Below are 19,719 nucleotides of genomic sequence, written 5' to 3' on the forward strand. Positions count from 1 at the left end.
TAATGCTCAATAAGTATATAGGTTTTTCCACTTTCTGTCAACCTGTAGCCAGATAATTTCTATCACAATTCTTCTATAAATCGACCATCTATTTTATCTGTTTTTTTCACCTCACGAAGGGTTTTGAAAAACTCCGACATCATGGTTGCACAGGCCTCTTGGCAGACTCCGGTTACCACACTAACTTGATGATTGAACCTAGAATCATCTAGTAGATTGTAAATGGACCCGGCACATCCGGCTTTCAGATTCATGGTACCAATAACCACTTTATCCAGTCGTGCCTGAACTATAGCTCCTGCACACATAGGGCAAGGTTCCACCGTTACATACATGGTACAACCTTCCAGTCGCCAGTCACCTATAACTTTACTGGCTTCTTCTATGGCTATTAATTCTGCATGCGCCAAAGTAGATTTTTTTGAATTGCGTTGATTATAGCCTCTTCCAATAATTTGTCCTTCATGTACAATAATAGCCCCAATAGGGACTTCCATAATTTTTGCTGCTTTCTTTCCTTCTTTAATGGCTTCTTCCATCCACTTTTCCATTTAACACACTACTTTCTAATTATTACTGTCTTTTTTTCTCCTATTATAACACGGTTGGTTAAGGCGTTGATACATTCGTACCTATATATTATACATAAAAGTTCAACTATATAGTTTTGAAGCTTTAACCTTGATTTAGAGATGGTTTAGAAATGCCGATATAATAAATACAAGGAGGTGCGCTTATGTACAATATAATGATTGTTGATCAACAAAAATCAAATCATGAGAAAATCAGGCTATTTCTTCAGGAATCTAAACAAGATTTTGAAATCATAGGCGAAGTGACCAGTGCTGAACAAGCCGAAGCCTTACTTGAAAAGATGGAAGTGCATTTAATTGTTGCCGATGATGTATTACCCAAAAAAACCGGCCTTCAACTTTTTATAGATAACAGTGAGAAATATCCAAATATGCATATGATACTATTTACCGATTATAACCGCTTCAATAGTTCAAAGGATATTATGGCTCAAGGACGGATGGACTTTCTTTTTAAACCTATTCGTCGTAATGATGTAGTAAAAAGCATCATTCATATGAGCCAGATTGTAGATGAGGACGTCCAAAAAAGAAACGCTTTAAAAATAGTGCGTGCTTCTTATGAAAACCATCTTAGTGTTTTTAGAGACCGATTTCTTATCAATCTCCTACACGGGCATATTGACAGTGACTCAACTATTTACAATCAAATGGACTATTTTAAAATTCCTTACAATAATAGCTTTACTGTGGGTGTTATCAAACTTGACCATTATAGAACCTATCAACTCGCCCTTGATGAAGAGGAAAGGCAATTCTTAATCTTTAATGCTCTAAATATTGTATCGGATTATGTTGAAAAAAACCAACTCGGCTTTGTCTTCATCAACCGGTATGATGAACTCTCTTTTATTTTTACGACGGAAATGGATGAGGATGATTTATTCAATCATGCTTATAACCTACAAGAACTTCTTGCTTCTGTACAAAACATTAGAGTAACTATAGGACTTGGCAAAACTTATCATAGACCTATGTTCATTAGTGTCTCTTATCATCAAGCACGGGCGGCTTTAAGAAACAGTCATTATTTAGGTCAAGGCTCTATTATTCATGTCAATTATATCCCCGGCAAAGGTGATATTGCATATTTCTACCCACGAGACAAAGAACAACTGATGATCTATGCGACAGTCAATGGTCATCTTGAGGCGTCCTTAGATTATTTGGATGTAATATTTGAAGCCCTCAAAGTAGACAGTCACCTACCAAAGCATTATTATCAGATTATGATTATTGATCTATTAGTCAATATCAACCGTAATGCCTTGGAAAATGGACTATCTATTGAAGATTTTTTTAAATCTTATGTGCGGCTGGGAGAGATTAACACCATCGACAATCTTAATCAAGCCCATACGTACCTTAAAGATGCCATTTCTAAGATCTGTACTTATCAATTAAAAGGCTTACAAACATCCGACAAGGCGCTTATTGATGCACTTTACCGATATGTCCACACTTATTATGCCAGTAAAATCTCACTCAGACGGGCGGCTCAATTTTTAAAAACAACCCCTTATCACTTGGAACAAATTATTATGGACAAGGAAAAGCAGACCTTTTATGAATTCTGTATGGATATACGCTTAAACGTATCAAAAGAGTTGCTTAAAAATACGACTGATTCGATTACTTCCATATCAGAAAAAATCGGCTTTTCTAATCCTGAATACTACATTGCTATTTTTAAGCAACATTTCCACATGTCACCTGCCACCTTTCGATATGATGGCAAAGACCGCATAATACACCATAGTAAGTCTTAAGAACACTGTTGGTTAAAGCATTATTGCCTTATTCAACGCTATATTTTTAAGACTTAGCCCTAGATAATAAAATAATTTTATAGTTCACAAAAGATTCACATTTTTTACATACCACATACATATTAATCCGTTATTATAAGAGAGTAAGAATTAGTTACCTCTTACATATTAAATACTCTCCCCCTCATCCTTTATAAGCACCAGACGAAAGTCTTAGGTGCTTGTTTTTTGTCCAAAATTCTTCAAATACTTCTACTTTGATTTATCTGTATTTGTACCAAATTCCAACAAATGCTTTCGGTACTTCTTTGGAACAAAGTTTTGCTGTAATTTTAGATTGATTCGATCTTCAATTGCAATCTTGTCAAAATAAGTTTGCCATAGCTTTCTGAAGAAAATCTCCTCATCTAATAAATCGTCTTCGACAATGTGATTAAAGTCCGTCAACAGCCATTGACCTTTATGTCCTATTATAGCTATAGCCCTTCTTACATCGTGGATAATGAATTTTTCTTCTCTAAATCGATCTGAGAAATGCTCGCCGAGCAAGCTGATAATATTATGATCCGGTTCAAACCTTGCATATAGATATTGTCCCAAATCTGAAAATCTAAGCAATCCCATAAACCGATGTTTCTCAAACCCCACTTGCCTTCCAATCTTAAGTACTTGATAAATGGCATCTACCGAGCGCATTCTATCCGTAGCCAAACCATGCTTAAAAGCCATTTCCAGACAATTAAGCAATATGGTGTCCTTGTCATAAACATTCGATAAAAAAGTATGGTAAATATTAAAATACATATATTCAGAGAACTGATCCAACATGGCTTGATGTACCTTTGTTGATTTTTGAGGATCCGTTATAATATATTTACTTATATCTAAAAGCTTAGGCTCATAGATTTTTTCTTCATAAATGCCTTCTGTTTTTTCTTCATAGTAGTGGTGGTAGATACAGGTTAAAAACCCATCAAACTGGCCATCATATAAATAGATCATAGTTTCACCTCAAAAAAAGGAAAGTTGGGTATGTTTGGGTATTGGATTGATGGCATTTTTTATAGATGATACATCAAAGCTTTTTATCCCAAAGAATTTACCATCACAGGTAATGAAGTATCTTGCCCGCTTTGCAACCACGCCCATTTTCGGTAAATCTTCAAAACCCACTTTTATCAACTGACGCTGCTTAACAATTCTACTTGCAGAAGTTGGCCCTATACCTGGTATTCTCAAAAGATCTGAGTAACTTACCTTGTTAATCTCCATGGGGAAAAGTTGTATGTTATTTAGAGCCCAATGGAATTTTGGGTCATAATCCAAATCGAAATTGCTTTCTTTTTCTGTAAGAATCTCCTCCGCTGTAAATCTATAGAATCGAAGTAGCCAGTCCGCTTGGTAAAGCCTGTGTTCTCTAATTAACGGTGGTGCCGTCATAATATCCGGCAAGTTCTTGCCTTTGTTGACCGGCATATAGGCTGAATAGTATACCCGCTTCATATTAAAATTCTTATAAAGTTTTTCAGATGTCAGCAAAATACTCCTATCTGTATCCGAAGTTGCACCAACAATCATCTGAGTCGACTGACCTGCCGGTACAAAGCTTGGAGCTGACATGTAATGGCGTTTTTCTTCCTTTGATCTTATGATACTTTCTCTAATCTGTGCCATCGGTAGAAATATCTTTTGAGGTTGCTTCTGAGGTGCTAGAAGTTTCAAACTAGATTCACTGGGCAACTCGATATTAACACTCATTCTATCTGCTAAGAGACCCGCTTGATATATCAGCATCTGATCCGCTCCCGGTATCGCTTTAACATGTATATAGCCTGAAAATCTTTGTTCTGTGCGAAGTAGTGTTAAAACTTTCAGGATTTTTTCCATGGTATGATTAGGGTTGATTTCCACCGCCGAACTTAAGAATAACCCTTCTATGTAATTTCTACGATAGAATGCCATGGTAATCTGTGTTATTTCTTCAGGTGTAAAACTGGTTCTAACAATATCATTGCTGCTTCGATTGATGCAATAAGCACAATCATAGATACAATCGTTGCTCATCAATGTTTTCAAGAGAGAAACGCAACGCCCGTCCGCCGACCAAGTGTGACATATGCCGCAAGCCGCTGCATTGCCCATAGAGCCTGTATTCTTCTTTTCAACACCACTTGATGAACATGAAACATCGTACTTTGCTGATTCAGCCAGTATACCTAGTCTTTCCATCATATTATTTTCGAGCATAGCTACCACCCCTTTATAACTTATCTTCTTATCTTCTATTATAGCAAAAAAATAAGAGGATGGCAAACATATGTTCCCATTCCTTTTCAGTTGCAGATAAAACAAAGAAAGACATCTCAGATCTGAGATGTCTTTCTTTGTTTTATCTGTTTTTCAAAATACTTCTGATATACTTCATAACCTGACAGCCCAATGTTGATCGTCTTGATTAGGACTTTTACAATCTTTTTTGTAACTTTCAAACGTTTGGTCCATCTAATGGTTTTTTTAATACGTTTGAGTATACTACCTTTTTTTGATGACATCAAATCAACTCCAACATTTTTATGATAATCTTACAGGAATTAGAAGCTGCCAGCTGTGTGAATTCGTTGAAGTTCATTTCTGCTGAGTCGTCTGCCTTATCCGAAATGGATCGAATGATGACAAAAGGTATCTTATTCAAATAAGATGCTTGTGCCACAGCAGCACCTTCCATTTCCGTACAATAAGCATCAAACTTATCCAATAGCCATTTCTTTTTTTTAAGATCGGATATAAATTGATCACCACTCACAATCCGCTCAACATATACATTGGTCGCTGAGCTTAAAACATCCGTCGCATTTTTTGCAATTTTAATCAAATGTTGGTCCGCTTTGTAAGCAATGCATCCCATCCTTGGAACTTCTCCTAGAGCATAACCAAAGCCAGTTGCATCCATATCATGTTGAATCGTATCCCTTGATATGACCACATCCCCAATATTCAGAACATCACTAAGACCCCCTGCAACGCCAGTATTAATTATGGCATCTACATGAAAACAATCTATTAGGATCTGCGTGCAAACCGCAGAATTTACTTTTCCGACACCGCCTTTTACGACTACAACTGATGCACCACTCATTGAACCCACATAGAACTCAAGAGAAGCTATGGAACGCACTTCCTTTAATTCCATTTTCTCTTTTAACGTCAGTACTTCTTCTTCCATAGCTCCAATAATGCCGATTATCTCCATTAATAATCCTCCTTTTTCAAAACTAATTAACTTTATACGCCCTGTCTTTTTATTATAACATATTTTGCAGAAGTTACTATATTATTGATTGTTTAATATTCATGCATTCCTTATTCAGACAATACAGAGAATAAAGCCACCAACCGGCAGCCTTATTCTCTGTATTGTAATCATTTCATACTTAGTTATAAGATATTACATATTTCGTTCTGCTACTTCTGCAAGAGGACTACGCTCAACCCGTTTTAGAGTCACATGGCCTGTTATACCAAAAGCCTTCATTTTCTCTACTGTGTAAATCAAACCATTGGATCTGGCGTCCACGTAATGATTGTCAATCTGGTTGTCACTAGGATCTCCCAAAAAGATGAACTTGGAATTATGACCAGCTCTTGTAAGCATAAGCTTTGCTAAGTGGGGTGTCATTTCTTGCGCCTCGTCAACAATAATGAAAGAGTTGGTAAAGGTTCGACCCCGCATATAAGTGAATGTTTTCGTCTCAATAATGCCCCTTTGCCTATACTGATCTATAAAATCATCTACAGTAAACGTTGGCTTCTGGCTATTATAACGCTGTTCTTTTTGACTCTCTTTATTCAAATCTTTTAAGTCTGTTAAGTTCTCAATTGCATCATAGAAGCTACCCATCCATGGCTTAAGTTTTTCAACTTCCGTACCCGGTAAGTAACCGATATCTTCTCCGGCAGGTACAACCGGTCTTACGAAAACTATTTTTCTGTAACGGTTTGACTCAATGACATTCTGAAGTGCTGCAGCTGTAGACAATATGGTCTTACCCGATCCTGCTCCACCTGTGATCGTAACAAAATGTATGTCCGGATTCATCAGTAATTCAAAGGCCATCTTCTGTTCTCTATTAATTGGTGTCAAGCCCCAGGCTGTCTCATTCACATATTTTAGAGGTACAATCTTTTGCCCGTCAAATCTGGCAAGAACTTCATGACCTGAACGGTTACTGCTTTTAATATGTAGAAATTGGTTTGGATGATACTTTTGTTTTATAGTATCTTCCGGAACAAAACCACCAGCATATATTGCATCAATCATTTCTGATGGCCACTCTACGTCAGCATATCCTGTATAGATTTGGTCATTATCAATCTTATCATTTTCAAAGTCTTGCACCTCAATACCTAAAGAACTGGCCTTGATATGCATATAAACATCTTTAGTGACTAGAATTGTTTTGATATCTTGATTGGCATTTTGAAGATTTTTGACCACTGCTATTATTTTCGAATCATTCTTACTTAGGTCGACACCGTTTGGGAGTACCTCTGTATCTAAGTAATTCTGTTCCACTTTAACGATGCCACCATTTTCTAGTGCAATACCTTCTGATATATTGCCTTTACTCATCAATGTTTGTAATTCTTTAGCGACATGTCTGGCATGAAATCCAACCAACCCATCTCTCTTTTTTAAATTATCTAATTCTTCAATACATAAAATGGGGATGATGACGTTGTTGTCAGAAAACTTATACATGAACTTAGGATCGTGTATCATAACATTGGTGTCAATAACATAGTTTTTTACCATAACATCCGCCTCCTAGAATCGTATTGCAAGTCATAATATGCTGTTTCGTTTTGTTATATTATAATTTTATCATACAATGGACCCATATTCTATTTAAATATTGGTTAAGGTATCATAACTATATAGTTGAACTTTCGCATACAATATATAGTTATGAATGTATCAACGTAATCTATATATTGTATGTGAATTTAGTGAAACTTAGTTTTGACCCTTTAACCAAAATTGTAAAATCATACACCTTTCAACTCTTTTTCAATTGGTGGGTTTACATAACAATTGTAGCAAACCGGTAAATATTTTTCTAAACCACCTATGTCTATAGGGTTACCCTTATACTCTGGCTTGCCTTCAACCAACTTAAGGTTATGTGTTGCTTTGCTGGCGCAATACCAACATATCGTCTTGATTTCCTCTAGTTTATCCGAGAGCTCAAATAACCTTTTGGATGCCTCAAAAAGCTCCAAGGTATAGCTTACCCTAAGTCCATAACATATAACAGGGGTATTGAATCGTACAACAATATCTCGCAATTGATCAATATGCTTGGATGACAACATCTGTGCCTCATCCACCAGTACACAGTCTATTTTTTCTTTTTTGTTTAAATGCTCAATAAATACATCAACAACATTGGTATCTGTATCAATCATCTCTGCTTTCAATTCAAAGCCGGCTCTAGTTGATATGTTACCATTAGACCTTGTATCCATGAAGGGTATCATTAGCAGTACTTTTTTTCCTTGTGTTTCATAGTTGTGTGCCGTTGCTATCAGGTTTAACGATTTTGCAGAAAAAACGGTTCCATACTTGAAGAATAATTTTGCCATTTTGCTCTCTCTCTTTCATTCTCAAAATTCATAAAATTAATATCTTAATGTGCTTTTATTATGATTTTTCATTAATAATGTGTGAACTATCCACACAATTCTGTTGATAACTGTTATTATCTGTGGGTAACTAGTGCTTTATGCCTGTTTTTTGTATTTTATTGATGTTTGCTCCAATATAGTTTACTCGAATATGGCTTTCACGTCAAACAACCTTTCAACCGTCCTAAATGATAGATATTTTCTCATATTTTTTGTAGTGAAACCTTCAGGCTTATGATATACTCTGAAGTGGAGAGTATGATAATAATTTCACCAAAATACAGATATGGGGACGTGAATTTGCCACATGGAACTTTATAAAGCACTTGCAACCAGCGACTTAAAAGAAGAATTCAAAAATCTATGTCACAACCTATTCATAGAGACTGGTATGGACATTGACATGCAAACAAAATCAGAGCATGGCATCGATATGCTTATTCAGTGTGATGCCGAACATTGTGCTGTCGTAGAAATTAAGCTTTATCGGTCAAAAAAAGTTGCCCTTGACACCATCGAACAGGCTGTTTTCCATCTTAAGAGGGTCAATGATGCTATTCATGGCAGTCATTTGATCTTGATCGTTTCCACTTTTGTACCTGATGACTGGGTACAGTTAGTGAAAAGTAGATTTGGTATCACCTTATGGGATCAAAATGATCTTATTCATATGTCTAAAGATTTACACCCTTTGGCTTCAGAGTTTATTGATTTCTTTGAACGTATCAACCCACCTATCGAAACAAAAAAAATTACCGTTCCTAATCCTTATAAGCGTTTGGCCTCTATACATACCTTTACCGAGACCACCGTTAAACCCTTTTGTCACAAAGCCTTTATCGGTCATGATCTCTACTTAAACTTAGTCAAAAAAAATAACCGTTCTAATAGTTGGACCAAATTCGAGAATAATGTCTTTGATATCATGAAACATTTATTCGGTAAAGATTTAAGTGGTTGGTACAAAAACTTAAAAATGGATTCAAGCCACAACCGATTCGAAATGGTATGTCGCATCAATTCAAAACATGATTTTTGGAATCAGTTGGCCCTGGATTTTAATACAAGGTACATTTTTTTCGAATGTAAAGACTACAAAGAAGTTTTTGGTTATAAAAATGTATCATCCGATGATGTGAATGTTCTAGGACAGGCACTAAGAGCTATTGGCCTTATTGTTACTAAAAGTGATGATGAGAACTATCCTGATTTTAAAAGTCAAGGGGCCTTTTATGATAATGGTAAATTATTGTTGCATTTAACGGAATTTGATATCTATAGAATGTTGCTTGATAAAGATATGGGCAATGACACCACCAGTCTTCTAAAAGAAAAAATTGACGATGCAATGATTCAGATACGCCTTTAGATTATTCACACTATCCCATGTGGATAACTTTCTATTTTTTAGAAGGTAGAATTCTTAATAATCCTCTTAAACCTTGTGGAACATACGTTCTGTAGTTTTAATTGATTATAACTTATACACAAGTTATACCCAATTCTATGATTCGGGCGGCTTGTGCATAGTAAAAGCTATTCCACCATAGACTACTTGGTTGAATAGCTTTTACTGGTCCTATTAAAATTTGTTAATGATAATATCCTCCAAATCCTGATTATGCTTTTTTATAAGAATATGTCCGCGTACCTTCGTGTTATATGTGGTTCTCAATTCCTCTACAAAAAGCTTGGGATCTTTTGGAACGGATATACTGTCAATACTACGATAATCTATGGTTACGCTATGGATACCTGTTGTTATTGTCGGTCTTGGCTTGAACATGTTTAGATTTTGGCTACCCAGAAGCTTACTGATGTTATTATCAAGTTCTTGTGCTTCACGATAAATCCATTTGTCTACATATATGATACCACCAATTATGTTGAAGCTGTTATTCACGGCCATCACCTCAACTTTATTGTATAATGGTTTTTTCTCTGACACAATGGATATTTATTACTAAATTTAGTTATATATTTATTATATGCAACTGTATTGTATATACAATACAGTTGCATCCCTATTATGTATATTACTTTTCTATTAAATTGTAAAACCCTATATTCATAACTATAAATTTTTGTTATCATATATATACAAGAAAAGAAGCTTCGCTTCGTTATGAGCTCTGCTCATATTTCTGAACGGTTCGAAAGGAAACATCATTGATAGTTAATGCGATGCTTCAACGCATTAACTATAGAATAATCTTTCCTAGAGAAGAATAGAACACTTTTTAAGGAGGCTCCTTGTTGAAGATTAATCATAACCTAAAATATACTACAATTGCCATCTATACCGTCTTCGTTTTTTTCGCTTGTATTCTTGTATATAAAATCGTGTTTTCATGGGACGACTCTATGGATTTTATTAGCAGTATCCTTGGCCTAATGTCCCCTTTCATTTTTGCTCTTCTGATTGCTTTTTTTATAAGTCCGATGGTCAATTTCTTAGAAAGTCAATTGATAAATCGAATAAAGCTAAAAGGGCATATGATTAAATCTTTAAAAATCAGGCGTGTCCTGTCCATTATACTTTCCTATTTTATCGTTATTGGTAGTATTACGTTTTTATTTGCCATTGTAATGCCTCAAGTTCTTAGAAGTTTTGCAGATATCTCTGACAAATTACCTGGTTACATTGATTCTGTCATTGAGTGGTCAAAAACGGCATCCTTCTCCTTTGGAACAGAAAACTATTCCATTGACTTCAAGATCTTAAGTGCCTTCGTTTCGGAAAACATCCCTCAAACACTGGAGCAAATTACCGATATTTTCAATCAATTCATGCCCGAGATTTTAAATTTTACAAAGAATATTGCATCTGTTGTTATGAATCTTTTCTTTGGGTTTATCATCGCTGTTTACTTAATCTATAACAAGGAAGCCTATCTTAAGAGTGCCGGACGGTTTATAACAGCAATTATACCGCCTAATTCCAATGAAGCAACGTTTAAGACATTCAAAGAAAGCCATCGTATCTTTTCAAGTTTTTTTATTGGCAAATTACTAGATAGCTTGATTATCGGTCTTTTATGTTTTTTTATACTTCTAATTGCAAAAATTCCATACCCTATATTAATCAGTGTTATTGTCGGTATAACCAATATGATTCCCTACTTCGGTCCATTCATCGGTGGTTTCGTCGGTATCTTATTTCTCCTCATCGGTTCTCCTGAAAAAGTGATTTTGTTTACCATTATCATATTAGCCTTACAACAATTTGACGGTAATATACTAGGTCCAAAGATTCTAGGCGACTCAACAGGTCTTGAACCTTTTTGGGTAATTTTTGCCATCATTCTTTTTGGGGGCATGTTTGGCTTTGTAGGTATGTTTGTCGGTGTTCCTGTTTTTGCCGTTTTCAAAAATATTATCGATCATGTTATTGATCGGAACTACAATAAAAAAATTGCTCTCATTGAATCCTTAAATGATGCTGATGTCAATCCTTATAAACTATAAAATCACTAAGTATGTATTCAAAAAACAACCCTCTTTATATCATCAAGATATAAGAGGGTTGTTTATATATGTGCCATTTAATCTAAAAAACTAAGCATTTTTTTTGCAATATTAGCTGCATCGTTAGTATAATGTGGTCGATCGACAGAAACAGCTTTAATGTTCATATCTTTGATATGAAATTTACGTAATTCTTCTTCCGTAGTTCTAAAAGCATAGTTATTTGAGAAAAGTTTCTCTACAAGTTCTCGGTCCTCTGTATCGTCTTCATCGAGTATGCCAAATGGTACATTCAATATAAGACATTCTGCAACAGAAGACCATCCACCTTTAATTAATGCAAATGAGCTCGCAGCTATGTAATCTTGAGTATGGGACAATCTAGCTGGTAATTTTACCACATGGACATTACCCTCAACTTCTATGGTACCTGTTGCAAAAATGGTACCTGATGGAAAATTAATCTCAAACTTTTCCTTTTTCTTCTCTACTTGACCAACTGAAAGGTATACTGCAGGCCAATAACGCTTTTTAAAATCGCCACTGCTCATTTGACTTACTTCTCTACAAACGAGACCCACATCTTCTTTTGGGCAATCAATTCCACTCATATCATCCGAGAATTCGAACCTGAATAGCATATCCAATTGATTATACCATTTGCGGTAAATCTCAATTAAGTCCTCTTCAATCCCAAAGTTTTTAAATCGATTGTACCATGTATAATTTGAAATCCCTACCACTTTAACTCTTAGTTTCTTAGCCACCATAATGCCTAATATACTAATATCTGTTATTACCATGGCAATCTCCATACCTTTTAACAGATTATATTGGTATTCAATTAGGTCTTCGAATTTATTCGTATACGTACGAATGTTTTCTGTAGTGCCTTCTAAATCAACCTGATGAGAATTTTCAATGAATTTGGAATTAGCATCTGTCTCAACATTTATAAAAGAAACCCGTTTTTCATATTTTCTAAGCTCAATTTTTGCATGATCGTTTTGTATCTTGTTAGAAGCCAATATGATATTGTAATCACTATTTTCAATTATATGTGAAATTATAGCCGCTGATCTGGTTATATGACCAAACCCACTATCTGTTACATAATATGCAATCGTTTTCATTATTTACCTCCGAAATCTACTTTCTATGTTTCTGCGTATTCTTATAATACACCACTCTACATGGGATTATAACACCTGTATAGACAAAGGTCAATCAAGGAAGTCTTTCCTAGAGAACAAAAAAAGACGACCCCTATTAAGATCGTCTTCGATGGTTTTACATTGCTGCGTTAATTTTTGCTTCCACTTGATTCTTAGGTACTGCACCAACAATGGTGTCTACAACTTCTCCACCTTTGAAAATCAATAGTGTTGGTATACTCATGACTCTATAGTGCTGTGCTGTCACACCGTTAGTATCCACATCAAGTTTTCCAATTTTTACCTTGCCTTCATATTCAGTTGCAAGCTGCTCTATAGATGGTGCCATCATCTTACATGGTCCACACCAATCTGCATAAAAATCTACCAATACTGGCACCTCTGATTTAAGAACTTCTGCTTCAAAATTTGAATCTGTAAATGTCATTGCCATAATAATGCCTCCATTTCTTTTCTTGTTAACCACTTAAGTTATTGAATATCATTATATTATGTTTTCCAAATATAGTCAATGGTTAAGATATATTTTGTCATATTGTACATCTCTTACTTATTACTTTACCTTAGTTTGCTTGAAATGTCCAATAATTATCATTTTTCTAGTGGACTGTAATATGAACCACGTTGGTCGATGGATTAACATTATAGCTTACGCTACCATATCCATAGCATCTTGCTAGAACCTTTTTAAGCATATCCATTGTCATCTGAACACCCTTAACTTTTATGGTTATTTCTTTGCTGCCTTTATTGAACTCTTTTTGAAGATAGGATCTTAAGCCCTCTGTACCTATGACTTCAAGGTTATGGTATGTATAGTAGTTGTAAAGTGTACCCGTACCTCTTTCATATTCAGACATATTCCAAGTATGGGTTGCCATCAAATCTTGGTCCGTCACATTAAAATAATCATAGCTTATACTTTGTATGCCTTCTGATGATACCGGGTCATTCCAAGTCGTATCTACGTGATAATAATTACCATCAAGTTCAATCATGTTCCATGCATGGCCGATACGCACACCATCTGCTTCTGCTGTACCAAACACAATCTTAGAATTAAGCCCTGCTAAATAAGCCATGTATTGAAAGGCTTCTGCATAACCATGGCAAACCGCTTTACCATCAATGAGGGCACCATATATGGTGAACACGGCGTCATCTAGTACTTTGGATTGATCATAAGCCACATGATGAACGATGTAATCATGTATAACCAACTCTTTTTCAAACTCCCCCATATCAGATGTAATCATCTGCCCCACCACTTCTTTGGCTTTCAGTTTTGCCATTTCAAGTTCTGATTTTGTAATTGTATAATCAAATGATATTACCAAAGTATTGCTTCTTCGTGTAATCTTATAAGAGTTGATTACAGACGAATACATGGGAACTTGGTTCATAGTGACCTTTGCATCTTCTATAAGTTCACTCACATCTACATGACTTATTAATGCCATATCAAAGGTTCGGGTTTCTTCCATATCATAAATCATTTTCTCAACATTCTGCACCAAAGCCCTATAAGATACAGGCATGTTCTGAATATTTAAAAACTCAAGTCTCATAATTTCATCGGCTTTATCGATAGTATTTGGAACCGCTTTTTTGATTTGAAGTTGATTCAGTAATGTTGTGTTTTGTGCTTTGACTTTACATAATAGAGCGTTGTAAGTTAGACTGACCATCTCACGCCTTGTGAAAGTCGTCCTCGGCACTGATGACGAAAGGATTCCGATTTCTTTTGCTTTGTTCAGGCTGCTTGACCATGTGAAATCACCTGCAGAATCATCGTAAGCCAATGCTCTTAATAAAAGTGTCACATATTGCTCCCGCGTTACTTCTTCCAGAGCACCAAATTCTGTAGATGATATACCCAAGGTCAATCCATAATTGTATAAATAACCCACATAAGAGGTTGCCCATGGTGATACATCTTCAAAAGGGTGGTTAAAATCTGTCGACATGACCAATTCTTCGTCACCTTTTAGCCTGACGATCATGACCGCTGCTTCCTGACGGGTCAATGATTGATTCAGACCATAGTCTTGTCCGGTTCCCTTAAGCAGACCTATTGCACTTAGGTACTCTGCTTGAGGGCTCAAGACTTCTCCCCCGAAAGCAGAATTGGCAGACACATTAAGGCATAGTGCAAGAACAGCTATTAAACCTATTAGTCTTTTCATAATCTATACCCTCCAAATAGCGCATCATAATGACTCTATTATAATTCACTATCTATCTTATGTAAAGTTTGGTTTCACAACTAGAGTCATTGGTATATCTTTTTTATACCATCTGATTTAGAGTTATGTTATGATAGATGCATAATCTATAAGACATCCGGAGGTAACTTATGTTTTCCGTTAAACGTGGCAACTTGTTCCAAATGATTACCATTACGTATTTTATATTAGGCAACCTTACTCTAGGGACAATGATGAGTGTACTTCAGTTGGAAGTTAATTTTATCTCTAGTATTTTGATTTCTCAGCTTGGTTTTGTAGCTTTATCTGTAGTCACCTACATGATTGTCACAAAATCCCCTGTAAAACCCACCTTGCACTTACATAAAATCCGACCACTCGATGCCTTGATTTGTATTGGTATAGCTTGGAGCATCATGCCTTCTCTCAGTGTTATTAATGTTCTTTCACAATTTTTTGTTCGCAACCAGATTCAAGATGCCTTACTTGCTGTTTTGGATTATCCATATCTGTTTGTTATCCTTTTGACGTCTGTTTTTCCGGCCATTTTCGAGGAACTCTTAACGCGCTCACTGATCATTAGTAATTATAGAAAAGAAACCGTTCTTGTGACTTGTATAATCAGTGGTTTGTTTTTTGGGTTTATCCACCTTAATATTAATCAATTTCTATATGCTTTTGTAATGGGCGCTCTTATGTGCTACGTTGTTTTAATTACTGAGTCCATCTACAGTGCTATGATCATCCACTTTACGATCAATGCTACAAGCACAACCATGCTATACGTTTCTAATTTGGTTATAAAGGCTTTTTCTGACAATGAGCTCTTGATGGGTGAGATTGCGGCCAACACAGATCCTACAAATGCTCAATTAGCCATAATGCTAATTGGTCTTCTCATATATGCATTATTCTTCATACCAATTGCTTTCCTACTTATGCGTTCACTACTCAAAAGAAATAGTAAAGTATTTAAAGGTAGCTTCAAACTTCCAACAGAAGTTTTTATGGGGCTCAATCGCACATCTTCTGCAGATCATGATTTTCAAGACAATATTAAAGAAGCACTAGAACAACCCGAAACCGTAACGTCTTTGGTTCTAGAGGAAAAACAATCCATCTTCACGCCGCCACTGCTCATTACCATTGCCATTTTTATTGTCTTTTCTCTAATTTTAGAATTTTTAAATTAAACATGGTTATAGGGTCAAAACCAAGCATCTTATTGTGAACTATAACGTGCTTCCACCATATTGATGGTCATACCTTCTTTGGTGAATTTCTCTTCATATTCTGTCATGATATTATCTTGAACCCATGGACTGGCATGAAGGTTTCTTGTTTCTCTTAGAATGTGCATATCAAGCGTGTTCATTTCTTCCAAAGAAAAATCAAAAAGTGCTTCGTTATCCGTTTTGAAGCATAATAAACCTTCAGGCTTCAGAATAATCTTGTATTTATTCAAGAAATCTCTATAAGTTAATCTTCTTTTATAGTGCCGTTCTTTTGGCCATGGATCAGAAAAATTCAAATATACTTTTGCAACCTCATTTTCATCAAAAAGCTCTAAAATATCTTGAGCATCATACCGAACAACACATAGATTGTCCATCTGCCCTTCTTCTTTAATTTTTTCCAAGCTTTTTACCAATACAACTGTAAATTTTTCAAATCCAATATAATTGATTGTTGGGTTCTTTTTTGCTTTATCAATTAAGAAGCGTCCCCTTCCCATACCAATCTCAATGTGTATGGGATTATCGTTATTAAAATAGGTATGCCATCTGCCTTTATATTCCATTGGGTTTGCAATAAGTTTTTCATAATCATTAATTCGATTAAAAGCTCTTTTTACATTTCGAAGTCTCATTTTGTCGCTCCTTTATATTTTAACTCTAGGATCTTTCCTGCTATGAACATTTGCATACCTAAAGCAACATTTTATTCTTTCTTCCTTAGCATTTTATCATCGTATCTAAAAAAATGCAAAAAATACCCTACCGCAGTAGAATATTACTTCACGCTGGGTAGGACTAAGCATATTATATAATAAAAGGGGGGATAGTTATTACTGTTTCATCATAGCAAATAAATATGTCTAAATTATGAATTCAGTATATCTTTTCTGTGTATTATTGAAATATTCACAACTTAACTGCTATTTCCACAAGAAAAGAAGCTTTGCTTCGTTATGAGCTCTGCTCATATTTCTGAACGGTTCGAAAGGAAACTTTCTTGATAGTTAATGCGATGCTTCAACGCATTAAAATTTATATACACCATATAGATTACGTTGGTACACTCAGAAACTATATATTGTATGTAAAAGTGCAACTATATAGTTTTGACACTTTAACCAATGATACAACAAATAAGATCTGTTCTACTGAACAGATCCTATTCTCTACTATATTGTATGAGGGAGTAAAATATGAAGGGTTTCACATCAAATGGATGTGAATAAGGGGTACTCTTACTATACCAACTAATTATGTGCGTAATATGAGCAATTTATAAAAAAAGTATGAAAGAATTCTAAAAATTTTTATAGGATTAAAGAATTGATAGAACTTTTAATTGAACTTCAATCAATAGTGTATCGCTTCGAATGCTTCCAAGAAATCAAATCACCTTTTCGAGAATTATCATCACACTATCAAAATCCCCAGTCATCGTTGGCAACCGAAGACCATAGTGCATCAATGTGTCGCCATAAAGCTGTTGTCCATCTTCCATTCGGTAGAGCCCTTTCGGGTCAAGATAACAAAGCTTGATCTTAGGTTCTATATGATTCGGCTTAGCCAGATGTCTGTAATAAAATAAGACAACCTGATTTCGCTCTTTGGATATGAACATCCATGCGGTCCCATTGGTCTCATATGGGCTCATGAGTCTGTAAAAATCACCGAACTGCACAGTTTCTCGGATTAACTTGTATCGGTCTATATAATTTTTTACAGCACCTTTTTCTTCCGTACTTAACTTTGTCAAATCCAACTCAAATCCCAGATTAGCAGCCATTGCTACATATGCTCTCGTATGAAGAGGCGTTTTGCGCATAACCTGATGGTTCGGTACTTCTGAGACATGCGCGCCCATGGTAATTGGTGGATAAAGCATAGATGTCCCCCATTGAATCTTAAGTCGCTCAAAACTATCTGTATCATCACTTGTCCATGTTTGAGGCATATAGTAAAGCATCCCTGGGTCAAAACGTCCTCCACCTCCCGAGCAACTTTCAAAAAGTACATCCGGAAATGCTTTTGTTATTCTATCTAATAAGTCATATAATCCAAGTATATATCGGTGACTGGTCTCCTTTTGATGGTTACTTTGCAAGATGGCTGAACCTACTTCTGTCATATTTCGGTTCATATCCCACTTAACATAGCCAATAGGTGCACTTTCAAGTATTTTTTCCAAAGCAAGATACAGATAATTCCTTACATCCTCTCGACCCATATCTAATACGAGCTGGTTTCTAGCTTCTGAACGCTCCCGATTAGGTATATGAAGACACCAATCCGGATGCTTCCTATAAAGCGCACTGTCCGGTGACACCATCTCAGGTTCAAACCACAAACCAAAATCCATACCTTTACTATTCGCATAATCCGCTAAAACTTTCAAGCCGCTTGGCAACTTTTCTTTGTTAACAAACCAATCTCCCAGTCCTGAACTGTCTGAATCTCTTTTACCAAACCAGCCATCGTCAAGTACCATTAATTCGATACCAAGCCCTGCACTCTCATCAATAAGTTTCTTGATTTTTTGTTCATCAAAATCAAAGTAAGTAGCTTCCCAATTATTAATAAGTATTGGACGCACTTGATGTTGCCACTTACCTCTACAAAGCCTGTCCTTATATATGTTGTGGAATATTTTTGACATTCCGTTTAGTCCTTTATCAGAATAGACCATCACCACTTCAGGTGTATCAAAGGATGTATTTGGTCCTAAATCCCATTCAAAATCAATGGTATTTAGACCCATCTGCATTCGTGTTCCTTCATAACTATTTACAGATACTTCAGACATGAAAGAACCACTATAAATCAGGTTCATGGCATATACTTCACCCACATGCTCGGTTGTATCCGGTCTAAGAAGGGCTATGAACGGGTTCTGTTCATGAGAACTTGCGCCTCTCTTACTGTCAATCACATGGGTACTGTGACCAATAGGAATCCTTGATATATGACGTTCTTTAGCCCATCCACCATAAAGATGCATCAATTCAAATTCTTGATCCTGATAAAAATCTACACTACAGCTTAGGCTTTTTTCCAACTGTATCTTGCGCTTCCCCTCATTTACAAACGTGACGCGGCGTGTTATAACATCATAGTCCGCATACACTGAATAATGTAGGACTATTCCAAGCCCTATTAGATCATCCATAAGCGTAATTTCGAGTGTATCAACCTCATCGCCTTTGTTTGCATATAAAGATGGTAAGCCTTCAATGAATGGTTTACCTTTATAGATTCTATGAGATTTATAAACCGGTGCACATAAGTGATTGCCATCTTCCACTCTGACTTCAAAAGCCGGACTTTGATAGTCTGAGCGACCATAATCCGGATACTCTCTTGGCATAGTGTCAAAAGAAATATATTTGTGGTTTTTTTCCGGATTTGGCGAGAAGCTACACACCTCATATAAATCTACTAAGCACTCAAGATCCGGTGTATGAATCCTTTTGCCCCAGTAGCCATGAACCAAGTGGCGATCTAAGACTACTTCCATCATATAGCTCGTATTTTTCGTGCTAAGATGAAATCGTTTTCTATCTTGTTTGAATTCTATACCCATTTCTTAC

17 protein-coding genes are annotated in these 19,719 nt (G+C 35.8%); 4 read left to right on the forward strand and 13 right to left on the reverse strand.

All coding sequences use genetic code 11. The features are described 5' to 3' along the window. Positions 1 to 62 precede the first annotated feature (62 nt). Positions 63 to 551, reverse strand: a complete 489-nt coding sequence (gene tadA, locus PATL70BA_RS08300; RefSeq protein WP_125136934.1) for a tRNA adenosine(34) deaminase TadA — start codon at positions 549 to 551, stop codon at positions 63 to 65. A 185-nt stretch (positions 552 to 736) separates the two neighbouring features. Here tadA and PATL70BA_RS08305 point away from each other — a divergent pair, with 185 nt between their 5' ends. Continuing rightward, complete coding sequence (locus tag PATL70BA_RS08305; protein WP_125136935.1) at positions 737 to 2,362, forward strand: response regulator transcription factor; 1,626 nt, start codon at positions 737 to 739, stop codon at positions 2,360 to 2,362. Positions 2,363 to 2,614: 252 nt separating this feature from the next. Here the strand turns inward: PATL70BA_RS08305 and PATL70BA_RS08310 are convergent, their stop codons facing one another. From PATL70BA_RS08310 to PATL70BA_RS08335, 6 genes are all read right to left on the reverse strand, one after another. Beyond that, complete coding sequence (locus tag PATL70BA_RS08310) at positions 2,615 to 3,364, reverse strand: TIGR03915 family putative DNA repair protein (RefSeq protein ID WP_125136936.1); 750 nt, start codon at positions 3,362 to 3,364, stop codon at positions 2,615 to 2,617. 9 nt (positions 3,365 to 3,373) lie between these two features. Further along, positions 3,374 to 4,609 carry a putative DNA modification/repair radical SAM protein gene (locus PATL70BA_RS08315; RefSeq protein ID WP_243115884.1) on the reverse strand — a complete coding sequence of 412 codons (1,236 nt, stop codon included), beginning with the start codon at positions 4,607 to 4,609 and terminating at the stop codon, positions 3,374 to 3,376. Positions 4,610 to 4,725: 116 nt separating this feature from the next. Next, positions 4,726 to 4,914 carry a hypothetical protein gene (locus PATL70BA_RS08320; RefSeq protein WP_125136937.1) on the reverse strand — a complete coding sequence of 63 codons (189 nt, stop codon included), beginning with the start codon at positions 4,912 to 4,914 and terminating at the stop codon, positions 4,726 to 4,728. Beyond that, on the reverse strand, positions 4,914 to 5,606 hold the full coding sequence (locus PATL70BA_RS08325) for a 5'-methylthioadenosine/adenosylhomocysteine nucleosidase (RefSeq protein ID WP_125138452.1): 693 nt from the start codon (positions 5,604 to 5,606) through the stop codon (positions 4,914 to 4,916). Before PATL70BA_RS08325 ends, PATL70BA_RS08320 begins: the two co-directional genes overlap by 1 nt. Positions 5,607 to 5,807: 201 nt before the next feature. Next, entirely contained in the window at positions 5,808 to 7,175 is a 1,368-nt protein-coding gene (locus PATL70BA_RS08330) for a PhoH family protein (RefSeq protein ID WP_125136938.1), read from the reverse strand. 233 nt (positions 7,176 to 7,408) lie between these two features. Beyond that, entirely contained in the window at positions 7,409 to 8,005 is a 597-nt protein-coding gene (locus tag PATL70BA_RS08335) for a thymidine kinase (RefSeq protein ID WP_125136939.1), read from the reverse strand. Between the two features lie 349 nt (positions 8,006 to 8,354). On the opposite strand from PATL70BA_RS08335, the gene PATL70BA_RS08340 reads away from it, so the two are divergent. Continuing rightward, a complete protein-coding gene (locus tag PATL70BA_RS08340; protein ID WP_125136940.1) occupies positions 8,355 to 9,416 on the forward strand; it encodes a restriction endonuclease in 1,062 nt (353 codons plus the stop codon). A 213-nt stretch (positions 9,417 to 9,629) separates the two neighbouring features. On the opposite strand, the gene PATL70BA_RS08345 is transcribed toward PATL70BA_RS08340, so the two are convergent. Beyond that, complete coding sequence (locus PATL70BA_RS08345) at positions 9,630 to 9,995, reverse strand: hypothetical protein (RefSeq protein ID WP_172596175.1); 366 nt, start codon at positions 9,993 to 9,995, stop codon at positions 9,630 to 9,632. Between the two features lie 308 nt (positions 9,996 to 10,303). Between PATL70BA_RS08345 and PATL70BA_RS08350 the strand changes: the two genes are divergently transcribed. Then, positions 10,304 to 11,515, forward strand: coding sequence for an AI-2E family transporter (locus PATL70BA_RS08350; RefSeq protein ID WP_125136942.1), 1,212 nt, complete (start codon positions 10,304 to 10,306; stop codon positions 11,513 to 11,515). A 77-nt stretch (positions 11,516 to 11,592) separates the two neighbouring features. On the opposite strand, the gene PATL70BA_RS08355 is transcribed toward PATL70BA_RS08350, so the two are convergent. The 3 genes from PATL70BA_RS08355 to PATL70BA_RS08365 all read right to left on the reverse strand — a co-directional run bounded on the left by PATL70BA_RS08355 (position 11,593) and on the right by PATL70BA_RS08365 (position 14,876). Next, positions 11,593 to 12,648 (reverse strand): glycosyltransferase family protein, encoded by a 1,056-nt coding sequence (locus tag PATL70BA_RS08355; protein WP_125136943.1) that lies wholly within the window; start codon positions 12,646 to 12,648, stop codon positions 11,593 to 11,595. A 157-nt stretch (positions 12,649 to 12,805) separates the two neighbouring features. Next, entirely contained in the window at positions 12,806 to 13,123 is a 318-nt protein-coding gene (trxA, locus tag PATL70BA_RS08360; RefSeq protein WP_125136944.1) for a thioredoxin, read from the reverse strand. Between the two features lie 166 nt (positions 13,124 to 13,289). Further along, positions 13,290 to 14,876 (reverse strand): transglutaminase domain-containing protein, encoded by a 1,587-nt coding sequence (locus PATL70BA_RS08365; RefSeq protein ID WP_125136945.1) that lies wholly within the window; start codon positions 14,874 to 14,876, stop codon positions 13,290 to 13,292. Between the two features lie 170 nt (positions 14,877 to 15,046). Here PATL70BA_RS08365 and PATL70BA_RS08370 point away from each other — a divergent pair, with 170 nt between their 5' ends. After that, positions 15,047 to 16,090: a CPBP family intramembrane glutamic endopeptidase gene (locus PATL70BA_RS08370; protein WP_125136946.1), complete on the forward strand. Its 1,044-nt coding sequence runs from the start codon at positions 15,047 to 15,049 to the stop codon at positions 16,088 to 16,090. Between the two features lie 29 nt (positions 16,091 to 16,119). Here the strand turns inward: PATL70BA_RS08370 and trmB are convergent, their stop codons facing one another. Then, a complete protein-coding gene (gene trmB / locus PATL70BA_RS08375) occupies positions 16,120 to 16,767 on the reverse strand; it encodes a tRNA (guanosine(46)-N7)-methyltransferase TrmB (protein ID WP_125136947.1) in 648 nt (215 codons plus the stop codon). Positions 16,768 to 17,519: 752 nt separating this feature from the next. Beyond that, on the reverse strand, positions 17,520 to 19,712 hold the full coding sequence (locus tag PATL70BA_RS08380) for an alpha-galactosidase (protein ID WP_125136948.1): 2,193 nt from the start codon (positions 19,710 to 19,712) through the stop codon (positions 17,520 to 17,522). Positions 19,713 to 19,719: the final 7 nt, after the last annotated feature.

Source organism: Petrocella atlantisensis, from assembly GCF_900538275.1.
Classification (GTDB): Bacteria; Bacillota; Clostridia; order Lachnospirales; family Vallitaleaceae; genus Petrocella; species Petrocella atlantisensis.

Coding starts and splice junctions, on each gene's coding strand:
- tadA (WP_125136934.1), bottom strand. CDS start 551: ATGGAAAAGTGGATGGAAGAAGCCATTAAAGAAGGAAAGAAAGCAGCA.
- PATL70BA_RS08310 (WP_125136936.1), bottom strand. CDS start 3,364: ATGATCTATTTATATGATGGCCAGTTTGATGGGTTTTTAACCTGTATC.
- PATL70BA_RS08370 (WP_125136946.1), top strand. CDS start 15,047: ATGTTTTCCGTTAAACGTGGCAACTTGTTCCAAATGATTACCATTACG.
- PATL70BA_RS08335 (WP_125136939.1), bottom strand. CDS start 8,005: ATGGCAAAATTATTCTTCAAGTATGGAACCGTTTTTTCTGCAAAATCG.
- PATL70BA_RS08305 (WP_125136935.1), top strand. CDS start 737: ATGTACAATATAATGATTGTTGATCAACAAAAATCAAATCATGAGAAA.
- trmB (WP_125136947.1), bottom strand. CDS start 16,767: ATGAGACTTCGAAATGTAAAAAGAGCTTTTAATCGAATTAATGATTAT.
- PATL70BA_RS08330 (WP_125136938.1), bottom strand. CDS start 7,175: ATGGTAAAAAACTATGTTATTGACACCAATGTTATGATACACGATCCT.
- trxA (WP_125136944.1), bottom strand. CDS start 13,123: ATGGCAATGACATTTACAGATTCAAATTTTGAAGCAGAAGTTCTTAAA.
- PATL70BA_RS08340 (WP_125136940.1), top strand. CDS start 8,355: ATGGAACTTTATAAAGCACTTGCAACCAGCGACTTAAAAGAAGAATTC.
- PATL70BA_RS08315 (WP_243115884.1), bottom strand. CDS start 4,609: ATGCTCGAAAATAATATGATGGAAAGACTAGGTATACTGGCTGAATCA.
- PATL70BA_RS08365 (WP_125136945.1), bottom strand. CDS start 14,876: ATGAAAAGACTAATAGGTTTAATAGCTGTTCTTGCACTATGCCTTAAT.
- PATL70BA_RS08355 (WP_125136943.1), bottom strand. CDS start 12,648: ATGAAAACGATTGCATATTATGTAACAGATAGTGGGTTTGGTCATATA.
- PATL70BA_RS08380 (WP_125136948.1), bottom strand. CDS start 19,712: ATGGGTATAGAATTCAAACAAGATAGAAAACGATTTCATCTTAGCACG.
- PATL70BA_RS08320 (WP_125136937.1), bottom strand. CDS start 4,914: ATGTCATCAAAAAAAGGTAGTATACTCAAACGTATTAAAAAAACCATT.